Raw genomic sequence first — 24,306 nt, 5'->3', positions numbered from 1 at the left:
TGACCTCATCCGCGCCATCCGACGACTGAACCATCACTCCCGCGTGGGGCGACTCACATCGCCTATCAATACCGTCGATGTTCACAATCACATCAATGAAGTTCTCATAAAAAATCCTCGGCGTAACATCCGCTCCATACCAACCAACTACATCCCGGAGCACACCATCATGAAACGCCAAACCCTTCTCAGCATCGCTTTCTCGGTTTTCGCAGTTAACGCTTTTGCCGCTACCTCGGCTCAGCCTGTGGTCGCTGAAGGCGGCTCGGATCGTCTGATTGAAAGCCGTGTGGCTGAAGGGGGTTCGGATCGTTTGATCGAAAACCGCGTAGCCGCTGATGGTTCTGACCACCTGATGGAAAACCGTGTAGCCGCTGACGGCTCTGACCACCTGATCGAAAACCGCGTTGCCGCTGATGGTTCTGACCACCTGATGGAAAACCGTGTAGCCGCTGATGGTTCTGACCACCTGATGGAAAACCGCGTAGCCGCTGATGGTTCTGACCATCTGATGGAAAACCGTGTAGCCGCTGACGGCTCTGACCACCTGATCGAAAACCGCGTTGCCGCTGATGGTTCTGACCACCTGATGGAAAACCGTGTAGCCGAAGGTGGCTCCGACCGTCTGATCGAAAGCCACGCGGTATAAATGCAGGGTTTAGCGCAGTACTCAATGAAAACCCCGGCATCATCCGCCGGGGTTTTTTATGCCTGTTTTTTGAATCGGGTCACTGGCCAGCCCGCACCATACAGCGCTGATAACGCCCGTCGACCCGATTGGCGAACCACGCAGTGGTGAGTTTTCGGGTGATTTTCGGGCTTTGCAGCTCAATTCCCGGCAATACCGCACGAGGCAATGGCTGGCCCTCGGCCTGATCGGCCAACGCGAACACGCGCTGATAGAGTTCGGTCTCTTCGAACTTGAGACTTTTGCCTTCCCCCAGTTGATTGCGAATGGTCATATTGCGCATACCCAATTGCTTGCCGAGGCTGCGCACTGCCAGTTCGGTGGAGCCGGGCATGATCGAGTCATAGCGGACCAGATCGCCATCCAGCGCCAACGGGCTGCCGGACACCCGACTCAGCGCATTCTGAAACGCCGCGTTGCGGCTGGCATACCAACCGGCATTGAAATCAGCGAAGCGATACAGCGGTTCTGTGTAGTTCACCGGGTAACCGAGCAAGTGGGCAATACCGAAGTACATGCCGCCGCGTCGAGTGAACACTTCATGGCGGATCGAACCGTTCACCGGATACGGGTAACCCCGCGTTTGCTGTTCGGCGAAATCGATGCTGACCTGCATAGGCCCGGCGGTGTGCACCGGGTTGAAGCCACCGAACAGGGTCTTGCCCATGGGCACCATGCCAATGAAGTCATCGAAAATTGCGCTGAGTTCTTTTTCGCTGCGCGCCGCGTTGAGACGGTCGCTGTAACTCTTGCCATTGGGTGATCTCACCTGAAGCGCACCACTGATCAACAGGCTGGGGATGTGGGCTTTCGCCGCGCGACGATCGATTTCCTCCCGAGCGATCTTGCCCAGGCCCGGCACGGGTGGGTCAACCTGGAACGTGGACTCCTGCTCGGTCACAGCAAGCACCGAGCACAGGTTTTGCGTGGACGGATAAATGTTCTGCGCGGCGAAGGCGGCGTAGATGTCCGTGGCCCAGCCCTGGCGATCCGTGGTGTTGGCCGGCAGCAGACGCACGATCTCGGCCTTGACCTCGGCGGGCTGGCGCACGGGCGGTTCCAGCGTGCGCTGAGTGCCGCAACCGGCCAGCAGCAACAGCGCTGCGACACCGCTGATCAATCGATTGGCTTGCATGGTGCTCCATCAAATCCGTTGAGCCGGGTTAACCATACGATCAATGGCATGGCGCAGGCTATGACTGCGGCCGCCGCGCCCTGTTCCATCGTCACGCCTGCCGGGTCCTTTTCCGTTGAGCAGTCAGCCTGCCTGTGCTTTGCGACTGGACCATACTTGAGCCAGGCATCGAGGAGGACAGTCTGATGAGTCGTAGCGACGTACTGATCGTCGGCGCGGGCCCGACCGGGCTGGTACTGGCGCTGTGGTTGAGCAAACTGGGAATCCGCGTGCGCATTCTCGACAAGACCTCAGCCCCCGGCACCACCTCACGGGCACTCGCGATTCAGGCGCGGACGCTGGAGCTTTATCGCCAGCTCGACCTCAGTGAAGCCGTGGTGCAAAACGGTCATCGAGTGGCGGCGGCAAATTTCTGGGTCAAAGGCGCACCGGTGGCGCGTTTGCCCCTGAGCCGCATTGGCGAGGGTTTGACGCCCTACGCCTTCCTCGAAATCTACCCGCAGGACGAGCACGAACGGCTGCTGATCACACGCCTTGAAGCGTTCGGCATCCACGTGGAGCGCAACACTGAGCTGGAGTATTTCGAAGACACCGGCGCTGGCATCACCGTGCAACTGCGCTTGCCCGACGGTCAACAGGAAATCTGCCAGACCTGCTACCTGGCGGGGTGCGACGGCGCTCGCTCAGTCGTGCGCAAGACACTGGACACCGGGTTCCCGGGCGGGACCTATCAGCAGATTTTCTATGTCGCCGACGTACAAGCCAGCGGACCGACCTTCAATGGCGAATTGCACGTGGACCTTGATGAAGCGGACTTCCTCGCGGTGTTTCCCCTCGCCGGTACGGGCCGCGCGCGGTTGATCGGCACGGTGCGCGACGAGCGCGCGGACCTGGCCGAAACCCTGCGCTTTGAAGACGTCAGCAGCCGGGCCATCGAACACCTGAACGTGCAGATCGAACAGGTGAACTGGTTCTCGACCTATCGCGTGCATCACCGGGTCGCCGATCACTTTCGCACCGGGCATGCGTTTTTGTTGGGCGATGCGGCGCACGTTCACAGCCCCGCCGGTGGTCAGGGCATGAACACCGGGATTGGTGACGCCATTAACCTTGCGTGGAAACTCGCGGCGGTGTTGAGTGGCGGCGCCGAAGCCAATCTGCTCGACACCTACGAAACCGAACGCATTGCCTTTGCACGCAAACTGGTCGCCACCACCGACCGCGTATTCAGTTTCGTGACCGCCGAAGGGCGCATGGCCGATGTGCTGCGTACACGGCTGGCACCGTTCGTGATCCCCAAAATGGCCTCATTCGAGGCATCCCGCGAGTTTCTGTTTCGCACCGTCTCACAAATCACCCTGAACTACCGCGGCATGCCATTGAGCACAGGAGTCGCCGGGCACGTTCACGGCGGTGATCGCCTGCCTTGGGCGCATGACGGCGAAGGCGACAACTTTGAATCGCTGAGTAATCCGAACTGGCAGGTGCACGTCTATGGCGACACCAGCGACGAAATGATCGCCTGGTGCAATGAGCATCACCTGCCGTTGCAGGTGTTCGAATGGCGGCCGGCGTTTGAAGCGGCAGGGTTGGGACGCAACGGGTTTTACCTGTTGCGGCCGGATACGTATGTGGCGATTGCCGAGACGTGTTCCGATCCGAAAGTGATTGAGCGGTATTTCCAGCATCACGGGATTAGGCCTTACTTCGGCCCACCCTGACTCAAAACAAATCAACTGTGGGAGCGAGCCTGCTCGCGAAAGCGGTGTATCAGTCAATATAAATGTCGACTGTCACGGCGCCTTCGCGAGCAGGCTCGCTCCCACAGGGGGGATGTGTTGGGGTTTAGATCCCGGCCAGGGCCAGGTCCATCGCGAAGTAGGTGAAGATCAAATCCGCCCCCGCCCGCTTGATCGCCCCAAGGCTTTCACGCACCACTCGATCCTCATCAATGGCCCCCGCCTGCGCCGCGAATTTGATCATCGCGTACTCGCCACTGACCTGATACGCCGACAGCGGCAAACGCGATACCTCGCGGATGTCGCGGATGATGTCCAGGTACGCCCCGGCCGGTTTGACCATCAGTGCGTCAGCGCCTTCCTGTTCGTCCATCAGCGATTCGCGCACCGCTTCGCGGCGATTCATCGGGTTCATCTGATAGCTTTTGCGGTCGCCCTTGAGCGCGCTGCCGCCGGCTTCACGGAACGGGCCGTAGAGCGCCGAAGCGAACTTGGTCGAATAGGCCATGATCGCCGTCTGACTGAAACCGGCGTCATCCAGCGCTCGGCGAATAGCCTGGACCTGCCCGTCCATGGCCGCCGATGGAGCAATCACATCGGCGCCGGCCCGAGCCGCCGCCACGGCTTGTTTGCCGAGGTTGATCAGGGTCTGATCGTTATCGACTTCGTGGTTGTGCATCACGCCGCAATGACCGTGGTCGGTGTATTCGCAGAAGCAGGTGTCGGACATCACGATCATTTCCGGAACGGCATCCTTGGCGATTCGCGACATGCGCGACACCAGTCCGTTGTCGCTCCAGGTGTCGCTGCCGCTGCTGTCCAGGTGATGCGACACGCCAAAGGTCATGACCGACTTGATCCCGGCCCGGGCGTAGCGCTCAATCTCGCCAGCCAGTTTCGACTCCGGAATGCGCATCACGCCGGGCATGCTGTTGATCGGCACAAAATCGTCGATTTCTTCTTCGACAAAAATCGGCAGCACCAAATCATTCAGGCTGAATTCGGTTTCCTGGAACAGGCTGCGCAGGCTCGCATTGCGGCGCAGGCGGCGTGGACGTGCTTCGGGGAACTGACTGGACATGGGCATTCCTGAAAACGGAGGATTAGACGATCGTCGTAGGGGGCGAAGCTTATGCCCTGCAAGGCGCAAGGCACAAACCTCAGGCGCGGAAAAAACCCTTACCGGCTCGGCAATAATCTCTGCATCCAACACAGAACCCTGTGGGAGCAAGCTCGCTCCCACAGGTTTTGATTTCCTACAGGTTTAGAGCGTCAGAGTGCCGCTGATGCACGTCACCACCGCACCACCAATCCAGATTTCATCGCCCACTTGATCCACCTGAATGCGCCCCGCCCGGCCCATCGTCAGGCCCTGGCTGACCACATAGGACGCTGGCGCCAGCCCCTCAGCGAGCAACCACTGCGCAATCCCGGCGTTCAAACTGCCGGTGGCCGGGTCTTCCGGCATGCCGTCACCAGAGATGAAGGCCCGTACTTCGAACTGCGCATCATCGCCATCACGCTCGGGATTCCACGGTGCGATCACGCCGACCGCCAGCCCCAGCATCTGCGAATGATCCGGTTGCAGGTCCAGCACTTGCTGACGGTCCTCGACCATGACCGCCAACCAGCCCGCACCGTTATCCACCCACTGCGCCCGGACAATCGCGCCGACCTCCAGGCCAAGCCCGCGTCGCACGCGCTCCACCAACTCGGCGTCCAAAGGCCCGGCGTTGAGCAGGGGCGGCGCGAGAAAGGCCAGTTCCGCACCTTGTCGACGAACCCGTACCAGCCCGACGCCGCACTCCTGAATGATTTCTTCGCCCTTGGGCACACCACCCGCCTCGAGCCACGCATGGCAAGTGCCCAGCGTCGGATGGCCGGCGAACGGCAATTCGTTCAGGGTGGTGAAGATCCGCACGCGATAGTCGGCCCGTGGATCGCGTGGTTCCAGCACGAACGTGGTTTCACTGAGGTTGGTCCAGGTGGCGAACGCGGCCATGCGTTCGTCACTGAGCTCGTCCGCGCCGAACACCACCGCCAACGGATTGCCCTTGAGGGCGACTCGGCTGAAGACATCTACTTGTTTGAAATCGAATGAACTCATTGCCTGCCTTGGCCTCGTTGAAATCAAAGGGTCGACTTGGGAATTTCCAGCCCGCGCATCACCGCCGGCCGCGCCAGGAAGCGCTCCAGCACACGCGTGACGTTCTTGAAGTCTTTGATGCCCACCAGATCGCCGGCCTCATAGAAACCGATCAGGTTACGCACCCACGGGAACGTCGCGATGTCGGCGATGGTGTAGCGCTCGCCCATGATCCAGTCGCGCCCCTCAAGGCGTCCATCCAAAACCTTTAACAAACGTTTACTTTCATCGACGTAACGGTCGCGGGGGCGTTTGTCCTCGTAGTCCTTGCCGGCAAACTTGTTGAAGAAACCGACCTGGCCGAATATCGGCCCGATGCCGCCCATCTGAAACATCAGCCATTGAATCGTCTCGTAACGCGCTGCCGATTCCTGAGCCAGCAGTTGCCCGCTCTTGTCGGCGAGGTAAATCAGAATCGCCCCGGACTCGAACAACGGCAGGGGTTTGTCGTCAGGACCGTGGGGGTCGAGGATCACCGGGATCTTGTTGTTGGGGCTCAACGATAAAAACTCGGGGGACATTTGATCCTGAGTGTCGAAGCCTACCCGATGCGGTTCGTAGGGCAGCCCGATCTCTTCAAGCATGATCGAGACCTTGACGCCATTGGGGGTCGGCAAGGAGTAAAGCTGGATCCAGTCAGGGTATTGAGCCGGCCATTTTTGGGTAATCTGGAACGCAGACAGATCGGTCATCGGGAGCATCCATCGCCAAAAGAAAGGCTTGAGCATAATCCAGGATCACCACCCACAGGTTGCGATTTTTTGGTGTCATGGAAACCGTTGATAACCACGATCAACAGAACTCAAATTTCACCAGCCCCTCTAGCGTGTACCCTGTCCATAATTTCGCAACATCTTGTCGATATCCTGAGCTGCAACCTGTTCAAGGTTGTCGATAAAGTGCTGCGCGACGGTCGGAATCGAACCAAATCGGCTTCAGATGACTCAGAGCAACGCCCTTTCGATACGGACCGTCCCAACGACATGGAAAACACCCGAAGCTGGGAGCTTGTGGTGTAAAGGTTTGTCAGCCTTAACTGAACGCGCTGAAGATCACTTATATAAATGACCAACCTTTTGAGATTCGCTAAACGCTTCAAGCACCATGCGTATGTACTTCTGCCGGCGGTGCTGGTGGCGGGCGGATTGTTTTTGTCGCTGGAGTCCCGCGAAAGCCGCGCCCAACAGGCAAACGGCACGCAGACACTGGTGTTCCTGCGTCACGCGGAAAAACCCGCTGGGGGTCTGGGCCAGCTCAATTGCCAGGGCCTCAACCGCGCCATCGACCTGGCCACCTTGTTGCCGGAAAAATTCGGCAAGGCCAATTATGTGTTTGCCGCCAACCCGACGCGCAATGTCGAGGAAGGCGAACTGGACAACTCCTACAGCTATATCCGTCCGCTTTTGACCATCAGCCCCAGCGCGATCAAGCTCGGCTTGCCGGTGAACATCAACTTCTCGGCCAACGACACCAGCGACCTGGCTGAAGAGTTGCTTCAAGACAAGTACCACAATGCGGTCATCTACACCGCCTGGTCCCACGGCTACCTGCCAGAGTTGATCAACCAGGTCGCTGAAGAAGCCATCGGCAAGAAACAGAACATCACCGAAGATTGGGAGTCCAGCGACTACGATTCGGTGTATGTGCTGACCCTGACCTGGCGCAACGGCAAGGCCAGCCTCGTCAGTCATAGTTACAAGCAAGGGCTGGATAACGGATCGCAGACGTGTCCGACCTAAGCAGTCGGCAACATCCCACCAGCGGTTAGGACCATGGGGGTTGGTGTGATTAGTGGATTGGTCGGGGCTGCTTTGCTTTAAGTTATGTAGCGCCTGCACGGGCCCTATCGTCGGAACGCCGCCCGGAGCCGGCTCGCGATGGGGCCGGCAAAGACAGCATCAACCTAGCTGGCTCACCCGCTCCTGCAGGTATTCAAGGACCGCCCCCTTCTCCCCCGCAAACTCAATCCGCACCCCTTTCTTCTCCCTCTGAAACGCATACATCGGGTCGTAATATTCACGAAGCAATCCTTCGATCCAGCCACGGTGCAAGTCCACCGCACCGCTTCGGCCCTGCTCTGCCAAGGCCTCTTCCATCAAGATCAGCATCCGCCGATGGCGTTCGCCACCCAGACGCTTCTGAACGTTGTTCAGGCTTTCCAGCAAGCGCTCGGAAAACCGCGCGAATCCTTCCTCGCCATGCACACCAATGAATTCGGCACACAGGTCCACCACGTAGTCGCGCAGAATCCGCTCGACGCGCCCTTCAAGGCTGTCTTCCAGCCAGACCATCGCAAACTGCTGCATGCCCTGATACAGCGGCAACGGCAAGGCGCAACTGCCGACCGCACGACTCTCATCTTCCAGCACAAACTGCTCGATGCCGTGGGCGCGTTTCTTCAGAACATCCACTGCCAGTCGGTTTTCAAAATCGATGTTGGTCGGTTGCCCCGTCGCGCGTTTGCCAAAGCTGGAGCCGCGATGATTGGCGTGGCCTTCAAGGTCGATTCCGTTGTTCAACTGCGTGAGCACTTCGGTCTTGCCGGTGCCGGTCATGCCGCCCAGCAAGACAAAATCGCACTGGGTAACCGCTTGATCGAGCGTGTCGAGCAAGAACGTGCGCATGGCCTTGTAGCCGCCACCGACCCGGGGATAATCAATCCCGGCCTCGTCCTTGAGCCACTGTTGGACGATCTGTGAACGCAAACCGCCGCGAAAACAATACAAATAGCCCTCGGGGTGCGCCCGGGCAAAATCGGCCCAGGCCTGGATGCGCTCAGCCTTGATCTCGCCGGACACCAGTTGATGCCCCAACGTAATGGCCGCTTGCTGCCCGTGTTGCTTGTAACAGGTGCCGATGCGCTGGCGCTCGCTGTCATTCATCAGCGGCAAGTTGACCACGCCGGGGAATGACCCCTTGCTGAATTCCACCGGGGCGCGGGCATCCATCATCGGACGGTCGTTGAGAAAGATATCGCGGTAATCGGTGAAGTCGATCGACATCAAAACACCTCAACCGCGTGTACCTGTCGCTCAATCAGTTCACCGATCGGTTCAAGGGTCAGGCCCAGTTCAGCCGCCACGGCGAGGAACCGTTCATTGCCCTCGGGCGTGACCGCTATCAGCAAACCACCACTGGTCTGCGGATCGCACAGCACGCGTTTATGCAGTTCCTGGAGCCGCCCCAGTTTGCTGGCGTAGCTGTCGAAGTTGCGCAGCGTCCCGCCCGGCACGCAGCCCTGGTCGAGGTAGTACTCGACACCCGGCAGGCGCGGCACGCGGTTGTATTCGATGCGGGCGGTCAGATGGCTGCCGTCGGCCATTTCCACCAGATGCCCCAGCAGACCAAACCCTGTGACGTCGGTCATTGCGGTCACGCCGTCGAGCTTGCCGAAACGGCTGCCGGGTTTGTTCAGGGTGCACATCCAGTCGCGGGCCAGACCGATGTCGGCCGTGCGCAACTTGCCCTTTTTCTCGGCGGTGGTGAGGATGCCGATGCCCAGCGGCTTGGTCAGGTAGAGCAGGCAACCGGCAGTCGCCGTATCGTTGCGCTTCATGTGGCGCTTTTCCACCAGCCCGGTCACGGCCAGGCCGAAGATCGGCTCCGGCGCATCGATGGAATGCCCACCGGCCAGTGGAATCCCGGCCTCGTCGCAAACTGAGCGGCCGCCGCGAATCACTTCACGGGCAATTTCCGGCGCCAGCACATTCACCGGCCAGCCGAGGATCGCAATCGCCATCAGCGGATCGCCGCCCATGGCGTAGATGTCGCTGATGGCATTGGTGGCGGCGATGCGGCCGAAATCGAACGGGTCGTCGACGATAGGCATAAAGAAGTCCGTGGTCGAGACCACGCCCCGCTCTTCATCAATGGCGTACACCGCCGCGTCATCGCGCGAGGCGTTTCCGACCCAGAGTTTGGGGTCGAGGTTCTGCGCCCCGCTGCCGGCCAGAATCACTTCCAGGACCTGGGGAGAGATTTTGCAACCGCATCCTGCGCCGTGGCTGTATTGGGTCAGACGAATCGGCTCGCTCATGGGGTGCACCTTGTGGGATCAATGCGGCCGATTCTAGCAGACGAGGTTGATGGCGACTGTGCTGGCCTCTTCGCGAGCAGGCTCGCTCCCACAGTAGATCTCCGTCATACACAAAATCTGTATTCACAGAAGATCAAATGTGGGAGCGAGCCTGCTCGCGAAGGGGCCGACACAACCAGCATCATTGCCGGTTATGGCAACAGAATCACCTTGTCACCGCCGCCCTGATTCACTTCCGAGTACCGCTCCAGCCCTTGCGCCAGCGGTGATTCAAACAACCCTTCCGGCAACGGCAACAAATCCTGATCGAAGAACGTACCAAACTGATCGAGCATCGCCGCGCAGGCTTGAACCCCGTACAGCAACGAATTGATCCCCACCACCGAGCCACCCTTGCGATACAGCGCCAGCGCCGGCAGTTGCACCATGCCGTCCACCGGCGCGGCGATGATGGCGATGCGGCCGAACGTCGCCAGTGCCGGGACCGAGGCCGGCAGCCAGAACCCGGTGGTGTCGAAGATCACGTCAGCGCCGCCGGTATACACGGCGTTCACTTGAGCGCCCAAGTCTTCTGGCCTGTCCAGCTGCAACGTCTGATAACCCTGAGCCTGCAACTCCTTGACCTGCTCCGGTCGTCGCGCCGCCGCCAGCAATTGAGCACCGCGAACCTTGGCCAGCGCCAACGCCGCACTGCCCACCGCCCCGCCGCCGATGACCAACAATCGCGTTTGCGCCGTCACCAGGCTGCGCTCTAATGCGTCCCACGCCGTGGTGTAGGGCACACCGAGGCTGGCAGCCTGTGCAAAACTCAGGTGGGTCGGTTTGAGCGCCACGCCATTGGCTGGCAATTTGACGAATTGCGCATGGGAGCCATCGGCAAAGAACCCCAACTCACGTCCAGTGCCCCAGACTTCCTGGCCGATCAACGCTTGTGGGCCTTCAATCACGACCCCGGCAAAATCCCGACCGGGGATCCGTGGCAACGTGGTGTAGGGAAAACGCCCCAGCACGTTCTTCACATCGCTGGGGTTGAGGCCGGCGGCCTTGATCTGCACCAGCACTTCATCGGCGCCGGCAACCGGGGTGGGCACGTCGACGTAGCGCAAGGCCGAGAGGTCGCCGGTTTTATCGAACTGCAATGCTTTCATGGGCGTTTCCTTTGAATTAATAAACTGTTCAGGAGATCCAGCCAGCGACCAGTTGTCGGCCCATGGGCCACAATTTTTCGCCGGCCAGCATGCCGAGCAGCCCGACCAGCGCGATGGCCGGTGGTGCGGGGGAACGAAAATCCAGTGCGCCATAGAGCAAACCGACGCCCAGACCGATGGCCAGTGAAATGAGGTAGCTCATGGCAGACTCCGAGGGCAATTGTGATAGGCCCAGAGTCTAGTAGGAGGTCGCGCCGGGCATCGGCCAAGTGCTTCTGCTTTTCGGCCAAATCGCTAATGCCGGACGCAAGGCATCCTGTGCAGCTGGCGAAGCCCTGTAGGAGCGAGCCGGCTCCGGGCGGCGTTCCGACGAAGGCGGTCTTTCATTCAACATTAATGCTGAACATGACGGCCTCTTCGCGAGCAAGCTCGCTCCTTGTATGTTGACCCTGATTCCAACGAGAGAGGTTACGCTCAAGGATTCATACAACAGCAAGTGCGTTTCTGGGGGAGGCCGATCACTCCTGAAGGCAGGATTTGCTCCTGACCTTGTCTGTAGAGAGGCCCCCCCGCCTCATTGCCCACCACGAAGAGTATCGAGAAGCCGACAAGTCGGACTTCGCATTACAAGGTTGCGGTGGCATGAAGTTCGAGGTCGGGGGAACCGGAAGCAATCTTACCGAAAGTCAGGGAAGTGAAAAGCATGAATACTCATGTCGGCATAGACATTGGTGCCCGTACGTCTGCGATGGGATGGCGACAGAACGGTAAGACATCAGGCCAGTGGGAGATTCAGCACACGTCGAAGGGGCGTAAGGCTGCCGTGACCAAGATGTTGGGCCTCAAACCGCTGAGCGTGATCATGGAGGCCACCGGCATTTACTACCTGGACCTTGCGCTGGAGCTACACGCCGCCGGTTTGCCGGTCTCGGTGATTAATCCCAAAAGCTTCCACAACTTTGCCAAGCTGATGCTGCAAAACAGCAAGACTGATCAGATTGATGCCCAATTGCTGGCCGAATACGGTGAGCGCATGGCGCCTAGACTGTGGGTCCCGCCGACTGCAGATCAACTAATGCTGCGTGCGCTTGGTCGCCATATCAACCGGCTGATTGGTCATCGGACCAGAGCCAAGAATGAGCTGCACGCGCTACAAGCGACACAAACGAGTGTCGAGCTACTGATCGAGGATGAGAAAGATGCGATTGCAGCGCTGGACACACGGATTGATCGTTTGAAGAAGGCGGCACGCGAGGCCATCGCCAAATGCCCGGATCTGAGTTTGCAGTTTCGCTGCATGATGGCTGCTCCCGGCGTGGGAGAAGCCTCGGCTATCGCCGCACTGGCTGAGCTGACGACCTTGCCTGTGACGCTCAAGTCGGCACAGGTCAGCCGTTATGCAGGGCTCGACGTCAGGCTGACCCAGTCAGGCACCAGTGTGAACCGACCAGGTCGAATGTCCAAATGCGGTAACGCGTATTTGCGTGCAGCGATGTTCATGCCGGCGATGACGGCAATTCGCTGTGATGAGAATGTGAAGGCCTTTTACGAGGCGCTGCTAGCTCGCGGCAAGAAGAAAATGCAGGCCATTGGAGCGGTGATGCGCAAATACCTGACCGGGTTATGGGCATGCATGCGTTCTGGAGAAGAATTTAATACGGCCAAGCTTTTTAGCGAAAAACATCTCGCGAAAGCTTGACCGTGAACAGAGTATCTACAGGGTTTGGTTATGGCTGGAAAATTGTGAAGGCGCGACGCCCAGCTCACGACGGAACATGTCACTGAAACTGCTCGGCGTATAACCCAGCTCGCGGGCGATCGCGCTGACCGGCACGCCCTGAATCAGCTCGGCCACCGCCGTCGCCAGCTGCACCTGTCGCCGCCACTCGGCGAAGCCCATGCCCAGACCGTCCTTGAACAACCGCGCCAGGGTGCGCACGCTGGCACCGGCACTGTCCGCGTGTTGTTCGAAGGGAATGTTCAGTGATGGCGCGGCCATGACTGCCTGACAGAGGTTCATCAGGCGTCGGTCGGAATCATCCGGCAGGGGGATTTTCAGCTCGGATCGTTTGGCACGCCGCAGCTCCAGCAGTGCCAGGCCGACCAGCGCTTCGTAATACTCGGGCGCACCGTCGTCGCCCTGCTCCACCAGCCCGACAATCAGCTCGCGCAGCAAGCCGCCGACTTCGATGACCTGGACCGTATCGTCCAGCGTCGCCGCCAGGGAGGGGCGCAAGTAGATGTTGCGCATCTGCAGGTCCGAGACCACGCGTATCCCATGAGGTACGCCCGGCGGCAGCCACACCGCCCGTTGCGGCGGCACCACCAGCGCCTCGTGGGGTGTTTCGACCCACATCACCCCGCTCATCGCATACAGCAACTGGCCCCAGACATGCTCGTGCGGCTCGATAAACAAACCGCGCGGATAGGTGCGCGCCAGCGGCTGCACGGGCACATCGGTGTCACTCAGGTCAGGGGGCGCGGCAAGGGCCATGGGGCAGCAATCATTGAGGTTTTCGGGTCTTGCATGGTAACCAGCCGGACGCCTTGTCGCCACTGGCCGCCACCGCCTGAAAATCAGAGTGAATTTTCCGCAACCCCAGCGATCCCTCTATTACCACAGGGAGGAATACGGGCTTTATGAACAGCGCAAAACTTTTCGTCATTGAATACACCCTTCATGGCGTCCCCAAGTCATTCATCATCCGACTGGACAAGATGGACAACGCGGAAGCTTGGCATTGGGCGAGCTGCGATGCCGGCGTGGGGAGGATTCCCCGATTCGGCCGGGAGAAGGTGCAAAAAACCAGCAAACCGATGGCAGAAAAGTTCGGCGTCGAAAATGTGACGTGGCGGCCGGCGAGTTAAAAAGTGGAGCCCGATCAGGCTACTGGAACCTGTGGGAGCGAGCTTGCTCGCGATGGCGTCGGTACGTTCAACATGTTTGTGACTGACAGGCCGCTATCGCGAGCAAGCTCGCTCCCACATTGATTCGGGTTGATTGGCCTTCCCGATCAGGCTCCACTTTTTTGCGATGCACTACTTCTCGTGAGCACACTTGCAGCCCTTGCTGGAACACTCTTCGCCATGTTCATGGTGCTTGGCGCAGGCTTCGCAGCAATAGTGTTTGCCGTGGCGCGCGATGGGATGTTCGCCCAGCTTGCACGAGCATTTGGGGCAATCGCAGATACTGTCACTGCTGATCATGAGTCGGACTCCATGGGTGTGGTCGTCGGGGTGCCGCAAACGCGGCCCGTCTTACCAGTGTAGGAGTTTGTTTCAGGCCTGCCGGGTGCTGCTGCGATACATAAACACCAACGCCAACCCCAGGCACACCATCGCCACGATCCGATTGTTCGACAAGTCGATGGCCGGATTGCCCAGCCAGCCGAAATTGTCGATCAGCATGCCCATGCCCAGTTGCCCGACGATCACGGCTACAGTAGCCACTGCCGTCCCGACCCTTGGCACCGCGCCGACCATGACCATCATGTACACCACGCCGAACAGCGCGCCACCGAGTTGCCATTTCGGCACGTCCAGCAAGCTCATCGCCTGCGCCGGCTCGAAAAACAGAATCAGCAACCCGGTGACCACCGCCCCCACCACAAAGGTCAGCAAACTGCTGCGCAACACACCAACCGTTTCGCCCAGACGGCCATTGATCGCCGCCTGCACACTCAACACCGCACCGGCCGCCACGATCACGGCCAACAAAATAATCAGATTCATCTTCAACCCCGGGCGATCAGAACAAGTGCCACGACAATCAGCAGCAGCGCCAGCCAACGTTCACCGTTGACCTTTTTGCGGCGGGTGCCGAACCAGCCGAAGTGGTCGATCAAAACGCTTTTGCCAACCTGCCCGCAAAGGATCGCGATCATGGTCATCGCAATGCCGATGTGCGGCGTGGCCAAGGTCAGCACAACCACATAGATCGGCCCGAGAAAGCCGCCGATCAACTGCCAGCGCGGCAATGTGTTCAACGCCGGGCCTTGTTGCGGGCCGCTGAACAACAGCAGCAAAAACAGAATCGCCGAGCCGACCCCGAAAATGCTCAACGTCGCCCATAAATGCCCGACCTGAACCCCGAGCGGCCCGAGCAGACCGGCCTCTACGGAAAGGCCCATGCCGGCCAGGATTACCAGCGGGAGCAGCAAAAGCCGCAGGCCTGGTTTGGTCGCGGGTGTGACAGCGATGTCGGTTGAAGACGCTTGCATATGGAAGACCCTGCCATTCATCAGATGAAACATGAACCCACTGTGGGAGCGAGCCTGCTCGCGATGGCGCCTGCACATTCAACATCTCTATGACTGAAGCACCGCCATCGCGAGCAGGCTCACTCGCACAATTATCCGATGGCAGTGCTTTGCGATAAATGGGAGCATCCTGACAACACTTTTGCATAACTCGCACAGCAGGACACACCATGCACGGCCTCAATGAACTCGGATTCAAGGCACTTCGACTGTTCGTCGCCGTGCTCGACCACGGGAGTTTTTCCGAAGTGGCACGGCGCGAAGGTCTGGCGCCCTCTTCGATTTCCCGCCAGATCCAACTTATGGAACAGGCCCTGAGCCAGCAATTGCTCTACCGCCACACGCGCGCCGTCACCCCCACCGAAGCCGGGCGCATGCTCGGTCATCATGCGCGGCTGGTGCTGGTACAACTGGAGGAAGCCGAGCAAGCCTTGCAGGAACAGCAAAGCGAACCCAGCGGATTGGTGCGGATCAACGCCCCAGTGGTGTTCGGCCAACGGCACCTGACGCCTTGGCTGGGGCACTTGTGCGAGCGCTTTCCCAAGCTTCAGTTAGATATTCAGCAAACCGACCATTACGTCGACCCGCTGCAAGCGGGCGCCGACCTGCTGTTTCGCATCGGACCACTGCACGACTCCAGCATGCAAGCGCGAATCCTGGCACCGCACCGGTTTCAAGTCGCCGCCAGTCCGGCCTACCTCAAACGCCACGGCACGCCACAAGGTCCTGAGGACCTGGCGGCGCATCAATGCCTGGCCTATAAAGGCGCGACCGGCCGGCAACGCTGGTTTTTCCGCAAGGATCAGCCGGACTGGACGCCCTACTCGGTCAAAGGGCCGATCACCGGCAATCACGCCGACACCCTGGTTCAAGCTGCCAAACAAGGTTTGGGGTTGGTGATGTTTCCGTCGTGGCTGATTGGCGAGGCGGTGCGCGAAGGCACGCTGGTGCCGGTGCTCGACAACTTTCAGGTATCCAACAGCCTTGAGCCGCAGCAGATTGCCGTGCTGTGGCCGGGCAGCCGACGGTTGTCAGTGAAGGTGCGTACGGTGATTGATTTCTTTGCCGAATGCTTTGGCGCGGTGCCGTATTGGGACAGGCCGTAGCCACGGATTATCCCTGTGTGAAATTCCCCCTGTGGGAGCGAGCCTGCTCGCGATGAGGGCGGTATATCCAACATCTATGTGACAGACATACCGCTATCGCGAGCAGGCTCACTCCCACATTTGATCTGTGGTGTTTACAAAACCATCGCCGCCACCCAACCAAACGCCAGCAACGGCAGGTTGTAGTGCAGGAAAGTCGGGACCACGGTGTCCCAGATATGGTGGTGTTGGCCGTCGATGTTCAAACCCGAGGTCGGGCCCAGGGTGGAGTCGGAGGCTGGCGAACCGGCGTCACCCAAGGCGCCGGCCGTGCCGACGATGCACACGATGGCCAGCGGGCTGAACCCCAATTGCACGCACAACGGCACGAAAATCGCCGCCAGGATCGGCACGGTGGAGAACGACGAACCGATGCCCATGGTCACCAACAAGCCCACCAGCAACATCAGCAGTGCACCGATGCCTTTGCTGTGGTTGATCCAAGAGGCCGAGGACTCCACCAGCGTCTGTACCTGACCGGTGGCTTTCATCACTTCGGCAAACCCGGACGCGGCGATCATGATGAAGCCGATCATCGCCATCATCTTCATGCCTTCCGTGAACAGGTCGTCGGTTTCACGCCATTTCACAATGCCCAACACCGAGAAAATCAGGAACCCGACCAAGGCGCCGATGATCATCGAGTCCAGCAGCAACTGAATAACGAAGGCCGCCACGATGGCCACGCCAGCCACCATCAGGCTCAGCGGGTTGTATTGCACCGCGACCTGTTCGACTTGCTCGATTTTTTCCAGGTCGTAGACGCGTTTCTTGCGATAGCTGAAAAACGCCACCGCCAGGCCGAACAGCATGCCCAGCGCCGGGATGCCCATGGCGTGGGTGACGTTGATGCCGCTGATGTCCACGCCGCTGCGGGCGACGTTGGCCAATAGAATCTCGTTGAGGAAAATGTTGCCAAACCCCACCGGCAGGAACATGTACGGGGTGATCAAACCGAAAGTCATCACGCAGGCAATCAACCGGCGATCCAGTTGCAGCTTGGTCAGCACGTATAAAAGCGGCGGCACCAGCAACGGGATGAACGCGATATGTATCGGCAGAATGTTCTGCGAAGCGATGGACACCACCCACAGCAAACCGATCAGCAGCCACTTGACCTGACTGCCACCGCTGGCGTGTTGGCGATCAACCATCGCCAGGGCCTTGTCCGCCAAGGCATGGGCCATGCCGGATTTGGCAATCGCCACCGCGAACGCCCCGAGCAAGGCATACGACAACGCCACCGTCGCCCCGCCGCCAAGGCCGCTGTTGAAGGCTTTGAGCGTGGCGTCGATACCCAGGCCGCCGGTCAGGCCACCCACCAGCGCACCGACAATCAGCGCGATCACTACGTGCACCCGGGACAGGCTGAGAATCAGCATGATGCCGACCGCAGCAATTACAGCATTAATCATTGTTACCTCAGGCACGCGAAATGAGCTCAGCCGGCAGTCTGCGAAGCGCCGCCAGCGGATTAGATAATAGGTTTTATTAGAGGGCGCGCACTGTGCCGTAGCGTTATTGCCTTGTCAAAGCCAACGAAGCCCTGTGGGAGCGAGCCTGCTCGCGATGGCGTCGTGTCAGTCGATATTTGTGTTGCCTGATACGCCGCTATCGCGAGCAGGCTGATCTGGTCCAGTAATTTTGGACATTGTTTTCGGTTCTCACGCCGCCATCTTTTCTGCCGCTACCGGCGAGTGGTAACCGTTGTAGCTGTGGCGCCTTACATTGTTGTAGCGCGCCACATATCGGTTGATATCTACTCGGGCCTCATATTCCGAGTGGTAGCCCTCTTCAGGCACCCATTCGGACTTCAAGCTGCCAAAAAAGCGCTCCATCGGGGCGTTATCCCAACATTGGCCTTTTCGACTCATGCTCTGCTTTAGCTCGTGAGCCATCAGTTCGTCCCTGAATTTATGGCTGGTGTATTGGCACCCTTGGTCAGAATGAAACAGCACACCTTTAGGTCGTCCTCTCAATTCGACAGCCATACGCAGTGACTCGCTTGCTAGGGTCGCGTCGGCGACCAACGAATACGACCATCCCACCACCCGTCGTGCAAACAAATCCAAAACCACAGAGAAATAGAGCCAACGCTTGCCCAGCTGGATAAAGGTAATATCTGCGCACCAGACTTTATTGATATCAGCTACGTAAAACTCACGGTCCAGCACATTCTCAGCCACGAGCGATTCAACACCCGACGACTTGTACTTATGGCGGCGGCGTTGGCAACTGGAAATCCCAGCCTCCTTCATCAAACGAGCAGCCATGTAGCGCCCCACCTTATGCTTTGCGCCCTGCATATCCTTGGAGAGAGTGCGGGCGCCCGCCGAGCCTTTTGATGCTTTGTGGTACTTGATCAGAGCAACCCTGAGCGCTTCGCGCTCGGGGTTCGTTTTTCCTTGGCGCTGACGCCAGGCGTAATAGCTGCTGCGGTTGACTTCAAACACGCGACAACAATCTGAAATGCCGTACTGTTCTCCTAGCTCGCTGATCAGAGGGAATGATCTTTGGAGTCCAAAAGCAGGAGAACACTGGCCTTTTTTAGGATTTCGATATCCCGGTCTTTCTGCCTGAGCAGAGTCTTGAGTTCCTGGATTTGTTTTTGGTCGGCGGTAATGGCTTTTGTTCCCGCTAACGTCGAGCCTGCACGTTCTTTCCTGACCTGCTCGACCCAGCGGCGCAACGCAGTAGGGCCGATATCGAAGTTGGCGCAGACCTCAAGAATGGGCTGGTCTTCATCAAGCACCATGCTTGCAGCATTGAGCTTGAACTCGCTGGAATAGGACTTTCGCATCATCATGCACACCTTAGATTTGGGCGCCATCATAGCGCCCTATTGATGTGTCCAATTTCATTAGGCCAGATCAGGCTCGCTCCCACTGGGGGTTCACCGGCTGTTACAAATTTTGTGTCGTCGCTTATTTGAGCGTATGGATAAAGAAAGCCGAATCGCAGCCGCTACAGTGCAAAGTCTCAGATATTTATCGAATAAAGGACGTCTCCATGTCACTAAGACAACTTTCCATTCAATGGAAAATCACCCTGCTGGCGGGGCTTTGCCTGGCCGGCATCGTGACCCTGCTGGTCGGTCTTTCGCTGTACCGTATGGAGCACAGCTCCGAGATGGTGAAAGCCTCAAGCATGGAGATGCTCACCGAAGCCGCCCAGGCGCGGATCGAATCCCAGGGTGAAAACCAGGCGCTGCTGATTCGTCAGCAGTTCATGGACGCCTATCAATACGGCCATGGCTTTTCGCGTCAGGTGTTGTTCCTGCGTGATCAGGCGGAAAAGCGCTTTCTGGATGCCTTCGACCTGCGTGAAGACCTGACCCGCCAGGTCAAGTCCGCGCTGCAAGCCAACCCGGAATTGCTCGGCCTGTCGCTGGTGTTCGAAGCCAATGCGCTGGACGGCAAGGACGAACTGTTCGCCGGCCAGGCGGAGCTGGGCAGCAACGACAAGGGCCGTTTCGCCCTGTACTGGTCGCAGCCGACACCGGGCAAGGTCACATCCATGGCGCTGCCGGAAAGTGACATGGCCGACACCAGCACCGGCCCGAGCGGCGAACCGGCCAACGCCTGGTTCACCTGCCCGCGCACCTCGCTCAAGCCGTGCGTGATCGAACCATATTTCTACATGATCGAGGGCCAGAACGTACTGATGACCAGCATCGTGTTCCCGCTGATAGTCAACGGTAAGGTCATCGCCTCCCTGTCTGTGGACCTCAACCTCAACAGCCTGCAAGCGATGAGTCAGGGCGCGAGCAAAAAGCTCTATGACGGCCAGACCAATATCAGCATCCTCAGCCCGGTCGGCCTGCTCGCTGGCTACAGCGCCGACGCCAGCAAACTCAGCCAACGCCTGGACACCGTGGACAAGGCCAACGGCGCCGAGCTGATCCACATGCTCGCCAGCAGCAGCAAAACCGAAAGCCTGCACAACGATCACCAATTGAAAGTGTTGTCGCCGTTCCAGCCGATTCCCGGGGGTAAATCCTGGGGCGTGCTGCTCGACGTGCCTGAGAAGGTTCTGGTCAGCCGGGCGGAGACGCTGAAAAAACAACTCGATGACAGCAACCGTACCGGCACCCTGGTCGAGCTCGGTCTCGGCGTGCTGGCCGCGTTGATCGGCCTGATGCTGGTGTGGCTGATGGCCCGCAGCGTGACCCGACCGATCCTCGGCGTGGCGCACATGCTCGAAGACATCGCCAGTGGCGAAGGCGACCTGACCCGGCGCCTGGCCTATGACAAAAAGGACGAACTGGGCCAGTTGGCCGGTTGGTTCAACCGTTTCCTCGACAAGCTGCAACCGATCATCGCCGAGGTCAAACGCTCGGTGCAGGACGCGCGCAATACGGCGGACCAGTCGTCGGCCATCGCGACCCAGACCAGCGCCGGCATGGAGCAGCAATACCGTCAGGTCGATCAGGTCGCCACCGCGTCCCACGAAATGAGCGCCACCGCCCAGGACGTCGCCCGCAGTGCCGCGCAAGCGGCTCACGCGGCCAAGGATGCCGATCAGGCGACGCGTCGAGGGTTGACCGTGATCGACCAGACCACCACCAGCATCGACAACCTCGCCGCCGATATGAGCGCGGCCATGGTGCAAGTCGAAGGACTGGCGGCGAACAGCGAGAAAATCGGTTCGGTACTGGAAGTGATCCGCGCGATTGCCGAACAGACCAACCTGCTGGCACTCAACGCCGCCATCGAAGCAGCCCGTGCCGGTGAAGCCGGACGTGGCTTTGCGGTGGTCGCCGATGAAGTACGCAACCTGGCGCGTCGCACGCAGGAGTCGGTCGAAGAAACCCGCCTGGTGATCGAGCAATTGCAGAGCGGCACCCAGGACGTGGTCGGTTCGATGAACAATAGCCATCGGCAGGCTCAGGGCAGTGTCGAACAGGTCAGCCAGGCCGTGACCGCGTTGCGCCAGATCGGCGATGCGGTGACGGTGATCAGCGACATGAATTTGCAGATTGCTTCTGCTGCCGAAGAACAGAGCGCAGTGGCTGAAGAGATCAACAACAACGTGGCGACGATTCGGGATGTGACCGAATCGCTGTCGGGGCAGGCCAATGAGTCGGCGCGGGTGAGCCAGTCGCTGAACAGCCTGGCGAATCAGCAGCAGAGTCTGATGGATCAGTTCCGGGTCTGACCCGAATCCCACAGCCACCGAAGATCCCCTGTAGGAGCGAGCCTGCTCGCGATAGCGTCGGCACACACAACATTCATGTGACTGACAGCCAGCAATCGCGAGCAGGCGCACTCCAGGATTGGGGTTAGCGCTTGGGGAGTCCGATCAGGACCTTGAGCCCGCCCCACTCGCTCTCTTCCAACCGCAAAACCCCGCCCCACGTGTCGACGATGTCGCGCACAATCCCCAGCCCCAACCCGTGCCCATCCGTCTGTTCATCCAAGCGCGTACCGCGACTGAACACCTGAGCCCGCTGGTCTTCGGGAATCCCCGGACCATCGTCTTCGACACTCAACTCAAACCCGTGCGCCGTCTCGACCACGCTCAAGCGAACCTCGGCATCTGCCCATTTACAGGCGTTGTCCAGCAAGTTACCAAGCAGTTCAAGCAAGTCTTCGCGGTCCCACGGCAACTGCAAACCGGGCGTTGCACGGTAGCTGAGCGCCAGGTGCTCGCCATGAATCATGTTCAACGTCGCCAACAACCCTGGCAGTTCTTCATCACAATCAAACAACGCCCCCGGCAGCGCGTCACCGGACAACCGTGCGCGGTTGAGTTCGCGATTGAGGCGTTGCTGGACCTGCTCGAGTTGCGCCTGAATCACCTTGCGCAACTGCGGGTGGGCGTCGAGTTTTTCGCTGGACGCCAGGCTCAACAGCACCGCCAACGGGGTTTTCAATGCATGCCCGAGGTTACCCAAGGCATTGCGCGAACGCTTGAGGCTGTCTTCGGTGTGCGCGAGCAGATGGTTGATCTGCGCCACCAGCGGCTCAAGCTCGACCGGCACCTGATCATCCAGTTGCGAGCGCTGGCCTTGCTGTAACTGGGCGATCTGCTCACGGGCATTCTCCAGCGGACGCAAGGCGCGGCGCACGGTGATGCGCTGCAGCAGCAAAATCAGCAACAACCCGGCTAATCCCAGCCCCAGTCCCACTTGCTGCATGCGCTTGAAGCTCTCGCGCACCGGGGTGTAATCCTGCGCGACGCTGATGGAAATCGACTGACCAAGGCGTCGATAGTCGGAACGCAACACCAGCAACTGCTGCCCTTCCGGCCCCAATTGCAGGTTGCTGTGCAGGCCCGGATGCTCCAGCCGTGGCAACTCCTGATCCCACAGCGAACGGGAGCGCCAGTGGTTATCGTCGAAGTCTATGCGGAAGTAATGCCCGGAGAACGGTCGTTGATAGGCCGGTGACAGGTGCCGTTCATCCAGTTGCAAGCCTTGCGGCCCACGGACCAGCGCAACCAGCAGGTTTTCGCTGTCGTTACGTAGCCCGGCTTCGAGGTAGCGCTGCAAGCCCATTTCGAACAACCACAGACTGGTTTGCGCCAGTACCAGGCCGACGACGACCATGACGCTGATCAGTCCCAGGCTCAAGTGGCGCTGGATCGACCTCACTGAGCGCCCCCGCCGAACAGGTAACCCTGACCCCGACGGGTTTCGATCACGCTGCGACCGAGTTTGCGTCGCAGATGGTTGACGTGAACTTCCAGCACGTTGGAGTCGCGCTCGGTTTCTCCGTCGTAGAGGTGTTCGGCGAGGTGGCTTTTGGAGAGGATCTGTTCGGGGTGCAACATGAAATAGCGCAGCAGGCGAAATTCGGCGGCGGTGAGCTGAATGTCGGCGCCGTCGCGGGTCACGCACTGACGACCCTCGTCCAGGTGCAGCCCGGCAGCCTTGAGTGTCGGCTGATTCGCCTGGCCGTGGGAGCGACGCAGTAGCGCCTGAACCCGCAGGTGTAATTCTTCCGGATGGAAAGGCTTGCTCAGGTAATCGTCGGCGCCAGCCTTGAGGCCTTCGATGCGCTCGGCCCAGGATCCGCGCGCGGTGAGGATCAGCACGGGGGTCATCAGGCCACCGGCGCGCCATTGCGTCAGCACTTCAAGCCCCGGCAAACCGGGCAGACCGAGGTCGAGTATGATCAGGTCATACGGTTCGCTGCTGCCCTGATACACCGCATCGCGACCGTCGGCCAGCCAATCCACGGCGTAACCCTGCCGGTTGAGACCGGCCATCAATTCGTCGGCCAGCGGCACGTGGTCTTCCACCAACAGCAATCGCATCGGTCAATCTTCCTTGTCTTTCAGTAAACGGCCGGTGGTGGCCTCAATGTCCAGTTCACGGACCACGCCTTCGGGGGTCAGCAGCTCGACTTCATAAATGTAGACGTCGTGCTTTTCTTCAAGCTCGGCTTCCAGCAGCTTGGCGCCGGGATAGCGACCCAGTGCCTGTTGCAGCAATTGCTCCAGCGGCAGGATCATCCCTTGCTGGCGCAAGCGCAGGGCTTCGTCCTGGTCCAGGTCGCGGGCCAGGACCGCCGAGCAAAACGCCAGAAGCACCAGCGCCATGCATGAAAATGAACGCACCTTCATTACGTATCCTGATGATTCTTGAGAACCTGGCCGCTGACAGCGTCTAATTCCACGTCCCACTCGATGCCCTGTGGGTCGCGCAACTCAACCTGATAGATGAACTTGCCGTACTCTTCTTCCAGTTCGGTTTGGGTAACGGTTGAACCGGAGTGTTTGGCCAGCGCCATGGCGTTGAGCTTCTCGAAAGACACAATGGTACCAGCGTCACGCAGCCTCAGGGCTTCGTCGGGGCCGAGGTCGCGAGCGTGGGCGAGGCTGGCGGTCATGGCGATGATCGAGGTGCTGAACAGGACGGTCAGGATGTTCATGGGTGTCTCCGGAGTTTTTTGTTGCTTTCGCAAGGCACCTTAGCGAGCTGAACTTAACTGAAACTGAATTGCCATCATTGGCACACGTCACCCCGAAATTGCGGACCTGCTCACTCCCACAATGACCGTGTTG

At 59.4% G+C, this 24,306-nt stretch carries 26 protein-coding genes and 1 pseudogene; 8 read left to right on the top strand and 19 right to left on the bottom strand.

Annotated features, from left to right (window positions below; genetic code table 11):
- Nucleotides 1-169 precede the first annotated feature (169 nt).
- Entirely contained in the window at nt 170-649 is a 480-nt protein-coding gene (locus AC3ISI_RS09210; RefSeq protein ID WP_489337681.1) for a phage infection protein, read from the top strand.
- 79 nt (nt 650-728) lie between these two features.
- Here the strand turns inward: AC3ISI_RS09210 and AC3ISI_RS09205 are convergent, their stop codons facing one another.
- Entirely contained in the window at nt 729-1,823 is a 1,095-nt protein-coding gene (locus tag AC3ISI_RS09205; protein ID WP_489336562.1) for a DUF1615 domain-containing protein, read from the bottom strand.
- 185 nt (nt 1,824-2,008) lie between these two features.
- Between AC3ISI_RS09205 and AC3ISI_RS09200 the strand changes: the two genes are divergently transcribed.
- The gene (locus AC3ISI_RS09200; protein WP_489336561.1) at nt 2,009-3,544 is read left to right on the top strand and encodes an FAD-dependent oxidoreductase; all 1,536 of its coding nucleotides are present in this window, start codon (nt 2,009-2,011) and stop codon (nt 3,542-3,544) included.
- 124 nt (nt 3,545-3,668) lie between these two features.
- Here AC3ISI_RS09200 and hemB read toward each other — a convergent pair whose 3' ends face one another.
- The 3 genes from hemB to AC3ISI_RS09185 form a co-directional block, all read right to left on the bottom strand.
- Complete coding sequence (gene hemB, locus AC3ISI_RS09195) at nt 3,669-4,643, bottom strand: porphobilinogen synthase (RefSeq protein ID WP_223518514.1); 975 nt, start codon at nt 4,641-4,643, stop codon at nt 3,669-3,671.
- 183 nt (nt 4,644-4,826) lie between these two features.
- Nucleotides 4,827-5,669 (bottom strand): PhzF family phenazine biosynthesis protein, encoded by an 843-nt coding sequence (locus tag AC3ISI_RS09190; RefSeq protein WP_489336560.1) that lies wholly within the window; start codon nt 5,667-5,669, stop codon nt 4,827-4,829.
- A 23-nt stretch (nt 5,670-5,692) separates the two neighbouring features.
- The gene (locus AC3ISI_RS09185; RefSeq protein WP_489336559.1) at nt 5,693-6,400 is read right to left on the bottom strand and encodes a glutathione S-transferase family protein; all 708 of its coding nucleotides are present in this window, start codon (nt 6,398-6,400) and stop codon (nt 5,693-5,695) included.
- 372 nt (nt 6,401-6,772) lie between these two features.
- Between AC3ISI_RS09185 and AC3ISI_RS09180 the strand changes: the two genes are divergently transcribed.
- Complete coding sequence (locus tag AC3ISI_RS09180) at nt 6,773-7,447, top strand: histidine phosphatase family protein (RefSeq protein WP_489336557.1); 675 nt, start codon at nt 6,773-6,775, stop codon at nt 7,445-7,447.
- Between the two features lie 159 nt (nt 7,448-7,606).
- On the opposite strand, the gene mnmH is transcribed toward AC3ISI_RS09180, so the two are convergent.
- The 4 genes from mnmH to AC3ISI_RS09160 all read right to left on the bottom strand — a co-directional run bounded on the left by mnmH (nt 7,607) and on the right by AC3ISI_RS09160 (nt 11,094).
- Nucleotides 7,607-8,710: a tRNA 2-selenouridine(34) synthase MnmH gene (mnmH, locus tag AC3ISI_RS09175; RefSeq protein WP_489336555.1), complete on the bottom strand. Its 1,104-nt coding sequence runs from the start codon at nt 8,708-8,710 to the stop codon at nt 7,607-7,609.
- Entirely contained in the window at nt 8,710-9,744 is a 1,035-nt protein-coding gene (gene selD, locus AC3ISI_RS09170; RefSeq protein ID WP_489336553.1) for a selenide, water dikinase SelD, read from the bottom strand. Before selD ends, mnmH begins: the two co-directional genes overlap by 1 nt.
- Nucleotides 9,745-9,935: 191 nt before the next feature.
- A complete protein-coding gene (locus tag AC3ISI_RS09165) occupies nt 9,936-10,892 on the bottom strand; it encodes a quinone oxidoreductase family protein (protein WP_489336551.1) in 957 nt (318 codons plus the stop codon).
- Nucleotides 10,893-10,920: 28 nt separating this feature from the next.
- Nucleotides 10,921-11,094, bottom strand: a complete 174-nt coding sequence (locus tag AC3ISI_RS09160; protein ID WP_077431753.1) for a DUF1427 family protein — start codon at nt 11,092-11,094, stop codon at nt 10,921-10,923.
- A gap of 501 nt (nt 11,095-11,595) precedes the next feature.
- On the opposite strand from AC3ISI_RS09160, the gene AC3ISI_RS09155 reads away from it, so the two are divergent.
- On the top strand, nt 11,596-12,591 hold the full coding sequence (locus tag AC3ISI_RS09155) for an IS110 family RNA-guided transposase (protein WP_489336549.1): 996 nt from the start codon (nt 11,596-11,598) through the stop codon (nt 12,589-12,591).
- Between the two features lie 15 nt (nt 12,592-12,606).
- Here AC3ISI_RS09155 and AC3ISI_RS09150 read toward each other — a convergent pair whose 3' ends face one another.
- Nucleotides 12,607-13,386 carry an AraC family transcriptional regulator gene (locus AC3ISI_RS09150; RefSeq protein ID WP_489336547.1) on the bottom strand — a complete coding sequence of 260 codons (780 nt, stop codon included), beginning with the start codon at nt 13,384-13,386 and terminating at the stop codon, nt 12,607-12,609.
- Nucleotides 13,387-13,532: 146 nt separating this feature from the next.
- Here AC3ISI_RS09150 and AC3ISI_RS09145 point away from each other — a divergent pair, with 146 nt between their 5' ends.
- Nucleotides 13,533-13,760, top strand: coding sequence for a DUF6555 family protein (locus AC3ISI_RS09145; RefSeq protein WP_489336545.1), 228 nt, complete (start codon nt 13,533-13,535; stop codon nt 13,758-13,760).
- Nucleotides 13,761-13,931: 171 nt separating this feature from the next.
- Here AC3ISI_RS09145 and AC3ISI_RS09140 read toward each other — a convergent pair whose 3' ends face one another.
- The 3 genes from AC3ISI_RS09140 to AC3ISI_RS09130 form a co-directional block, all read right to left on the bottom strand.
- Entirely contained in the window at nt 13,932-14,099 is a 168-nt protein-coding gene (locus tag AC3ISI_RS09140) for a metallothionein (RefSeq protein WP_081744005.1), read from the bottom strand.
- Nucleotides 14,100-14,171: 72 nt separating this feature from the next.
- Nucleotides 14,172-14,624 carry a DMT family transporter gene (locus AC3ISI_RS09135; protein ID WP_489336543.1) on the bottom strand — a complete coding sequence of 151 codons (453 nt, stop codon included), beginning with the start codon at nt 14,622-14,624 and terminating at the stop codon, nt 14,172-14,174.
- A gap of 2 nt (nt 14,625-14,626) precedes the next feature.
- Complete coding sequence (locus tag AC3ISI_RS09130; protein ID WP_489336541.1) at nt 14,627-15,112, bottom strand: DMT family transporter; 486 nt, start codon at nt 15,110-15,112, stop codon at nt 14,627-14,629.
- 209 nt (nt 15,113-15,321) lie between these two features.
- On the opposite strand from AC3ISI_RS09130, the gene AC3ISI_RS09125 reads away from it, so the two are divergent.
- Nucleotides 15,322-16,257 (top strand): LysR family transcriptional regulator, encoded by a 936-nt coding sequence (locus AC3ISI_RS09125; protein ID WP_489336540.1) that lies wholly within the window; start codon nt 15,322-15,324, stop codon nt 16,255-16,257.
- 134 nt (nt 16,258-16,391) lie between these two features.
- Here AC3ISI_RS09125 and AC3ISI_RS09120 read toward each other — a convergent pair whose 3' ends face one another.
- The 3 genes from AC3ISI_RS09120 to AC3ISI_RS09110 all read right to left on the bottom strand — a co-directional run bounded on the left by AC3ISI_RS09120 (nt 16,392) and on the right by AC3ISI_RS09110 (nt 19,102).
- A complete protein-coding gene (locus tag AC3ISI_RS09120) occupies nt 16,392-17,708 on the bottom strand; it encodes a Na+/H+ antiporter family protein (RefSeq protein ID WP_489337680.1) in 1,317 nt (438 codons plus the stop codon).
- 252 nt (nt 17,709-17,960) lie between these two features.
- Nucleotides 17,961-18,767 carry an IS3 family transposase gene (locus tag AC3ISI_RS09115; protein ID WP_489337678.1) on the bottom strand — a complete coding sequence of 269 codons (807 nt, stop codon included), beginning with the start codon at nt 18,765-18,767 and terminating at the stop codon, nt 17,961-17,963.
- Between the two features lie 26 nt (nt 18,768-18,793).
- On the bottom strand, nt 18,794-19,102 hold the full coding sequence (locus AC3ISI_RS09110; protein WP_489336539.1) for a transposase: 309 nt from the start codon (nt 19,100-19,102) through the stop codon (nt 18,794-18,796).
- 203 nt (nt 19,103-19,305) lie between these two features.
- On the opposite strand from AC3ISI_RS09110, the pseudogene AC3ISI_RS09105 reads away from it, so the two are divergent.
- Together AC3ISI_RS09105 and AC3ISI_RS09100 are read left to right on the top strand one after the other, a co-directional pair.
- Nucleotides 19,306-20,595 (top strand): annotated as a pseudogene (locus AC3ISI_RS09105) (cache domain-containing protein); the annotation flags it as partial.
- A 102-nt stretch (nt 20,596-20,697) separates the two neighbouring features.
- A complete protein-coding gene (locus AC3ISI_RS09100; RefSeq protein ID WP_411741858.1) occupies nt 20,698-21,453 on the top strand; it encodes a methyl-accepting chemotaxis protein in 756 nt (251 codons plus the stop codon).
- Nucleotides 21,454-21,577: 124 nt separating this feature from the next.
- On the opposite strand, the gene AC3ISI_RS09095 is transcribed toward AC3ISI_RS09100, so the two are convergent.
- From AC3ISI_RS09095 to AC3ISI_RS09080, 4 genes are read right to left on the bottom strand one after another with little or no spacing between them, the layout of a single operon-like run.
- The gene (locus AC3ISI_RS09095; RefSeq protein ID WP_489336537.1) at nt 21,578-22,891 is read right to left on the bottom strand and encodes a sensor histidine kinase; all 1,314 of its coding nucleotides are present in this window, start codon (nt 22,889-22,891) and stop codon (nt 21,578-21,580) included.
- The gene (locus AC3ISI_RS09090; RefSeq protein ID WP_489336536.1) at nt 22,888-23,556 is read right to left on the bottom strand and encodes a response regulator transcription factor; all 669 of its coding nucleotides are present in this window, start codon (nt 23,554-23,556) and stop codon (nt 22,888-22,890) included. Before AC3ISI_RS09090 ends, AC3ISI_RS09095 begins: the two co-directional genes overlap by 4 nt.
- A gap of 3 nt (nt 23,557-23,559) precedes the next feature.
- Nucleotides 23,560-23,865: a PepSY domain-containing protein gene (locus AC3ISI_RS09085; RefSeq protein ID WP_489336535.1), complete on the bottom strand. Its 306-nt coding sequence runs from the start codon at nt 23,863-23,865 to the stop codon at nt 23,560-23,562.
- Nucleotides 23,865-24,173 (bottom strand): PepSY domain-containing protein, encoded by a 309-nt coding sequence (locus tag AC3ISI_RS09080; protein ID WP_489336534.1) that lies wholly within the window; start codon nt 24,171-24,173, stop codon nt 23,865-23,867. Before AC3ISI_RS09080 ends, AC3ISI_RS09085 begins: the two co-directional genes overlap by 1 nt.
- Nucleotides 24,174-24,306 lie beyond the last annotated feature (133 nt).

Source organism: Pseudomonas sp. GL_139_B, assembly GCF_057834475.1.
The sequence above is the reverse complement of the archived record's forward strand: the minus strand, read 5'-3'. Positions and strand labels throughout refer to the sequence as shown.

Coding starts and splice junctions, on each gene's coding strand:
- AC3ISI_RS09110 (WP_489336539.1), bottom strand. CDS start 19,102: ATGATGATGCGAAAGTCCTATTCCAGCGAGTTCAAGCTCAATGCTGCA.
- AC3ISI_RS09155 (WP_489336549.1), top strand. CDS start 11,596: ATGAATACTCATGTCGGCATAGACATTGGTGCCCGTACGTCTGCGATG.
- AC3ISI_RS09080 (WP_489336534.1), bottom strand. CDS start 24,173: ATGAACATCCTGACCGTCCTGTTCAGCACCTCGATCATCGCCATGACC.
- AC3ISI_RS09145 (WP_489336545.1), top strand. CDS start 13,533: ATGAACAGCGCAAAACTTTTCGTCATTGAATACACCCTTCATGGCGTC.
- AC3ISI_RS09185 (WP_489336559.1), bottom strand. CDS start 6,400: ATGACCGATCTGTCTGCGTTCCAGATTACCCAAAAATGGCCGGCTCAA.
- hemB (WP_223518514.1), bottom strand. CDS start 4,643: ATGTCCAGTCAGTTCCCCGAAGCACGTCCACGCCGCCTGCGCCGCAAT.
- AC3ISI_RS09125 (WP_489336540.1), top strand. CDS start 15,322: ATGCACGGCCTCAATGAACTCGGATTCAAGGCACTTCGACTGTTCGTC.
- AC3ISI_RS09135 (WP_489336543.1), bottom strand. CDS start 14,624: ATGAATCTGATTATTTTGTTGGCCGTGATCGTGGCGGCCGGTGCGGTG.
- AC3ISI_RS09160 (WP_077431753.1), bottom strand. CDS start 11,094: ATGAGCTACCTCATTTCACTGGCCATCGGTCTGGGCGTCGGTTTGCTC.
- AC3ISI_RS09090 (WP_489336536.1), bottom strand. CDS start 23,556: ATGCGATTGCTGTTGGTGGAAGACCACGTGCCGCTGGCCGACGAATTG.
- AC3ISI_RS09165 (WP_489336551.1), bottom strand. CDS start 10,892: ATGAAAGCATTGCAGTTCGATAAAACCGGCGACCTCTCGGCCTTGCGC.
- AC3ISI_RS09200 (WP_489336561.1), top strand. CDS start 2,009: ATGAGTCGTAGCGACGTACTGATCGTCGGCGCGGGCCCGACCGGGCTG.
- AC3ISI_RS09130 (WP_489336541.1), bottom strand. CDS start 15,112: ATGCAAGCGTCTTCAACCGACATCGCTGTCACACCCGCGACCAAACCA.
- AC3ISI_RS09100 (WP_411741858.1), top strand. CDS start 20,698: ATGGAGCAGCAATACCGTCAGGTCGATCAGGTCGCCACCGCGTCCCAC.
- AC3ISI_RS09140 (WP_081744005.1), bottom strand. CDS start 14,099: ATGATCAGCAGTGACAGTATCTGCGATTGCCCCAAATGCTCGTGCAAG.
- selD (WP_489336553.1), bottom strand. CDS start 9,744: ATGAGCGAGCCGATTCGTCTGACCCAATACAGCCACGGCGCAGGATGC.
- AC3ISI_RS09150 (WP_489336547.1), bottom strand. CDS start 13,386: ATGGCCCTTGCCGCGCCCCCTGACCTGAGTGACACCGATGTGCCCGTG.
- AC3ISI_RS09210 (WP_489337681.1), top strand. CDS start 170: ATGAAACGCCAAACCCTTCTCAGCATCGCTTTCTCGGTTTTCGCAGTT.
- AC3ISI_RS09205 (WP_489336562.1), bottom strand. CDS start 1,823: ATGCAAGCCAATCGATTGATCAGCGGTGTCGCAGCGCTGTTGCTGCTG.
- mnmH (WP_489336555.1), bottom strand. CDS start 8,710: ATGTCGATCGACTTCACCGATTACCGCGATATCTTTCTCAACGACCGT.
- AC3ISI_RS09180 (WP_489336557.1), top strand. CDS start 6,773: ATGACCAACCTTTTGAGATTCGCTAAACGCTTCAAGCACCATGCGTAT.
- AC3ISI_RS09085 (WP_489336535.1), bottom strand. CDS start 23,865: ATGAAGGTGCGTTCATTTTCATGCATGGCGCTGGTGCTTCTGGCGTTT.
- AC3ISI_RS09190 (WP_489336560.1), bottom strand. CDS start 5,669: ATGAGTTCATTCGATTTCAAACAAGTAGATGTCTTCAGCCGAGTCGCC.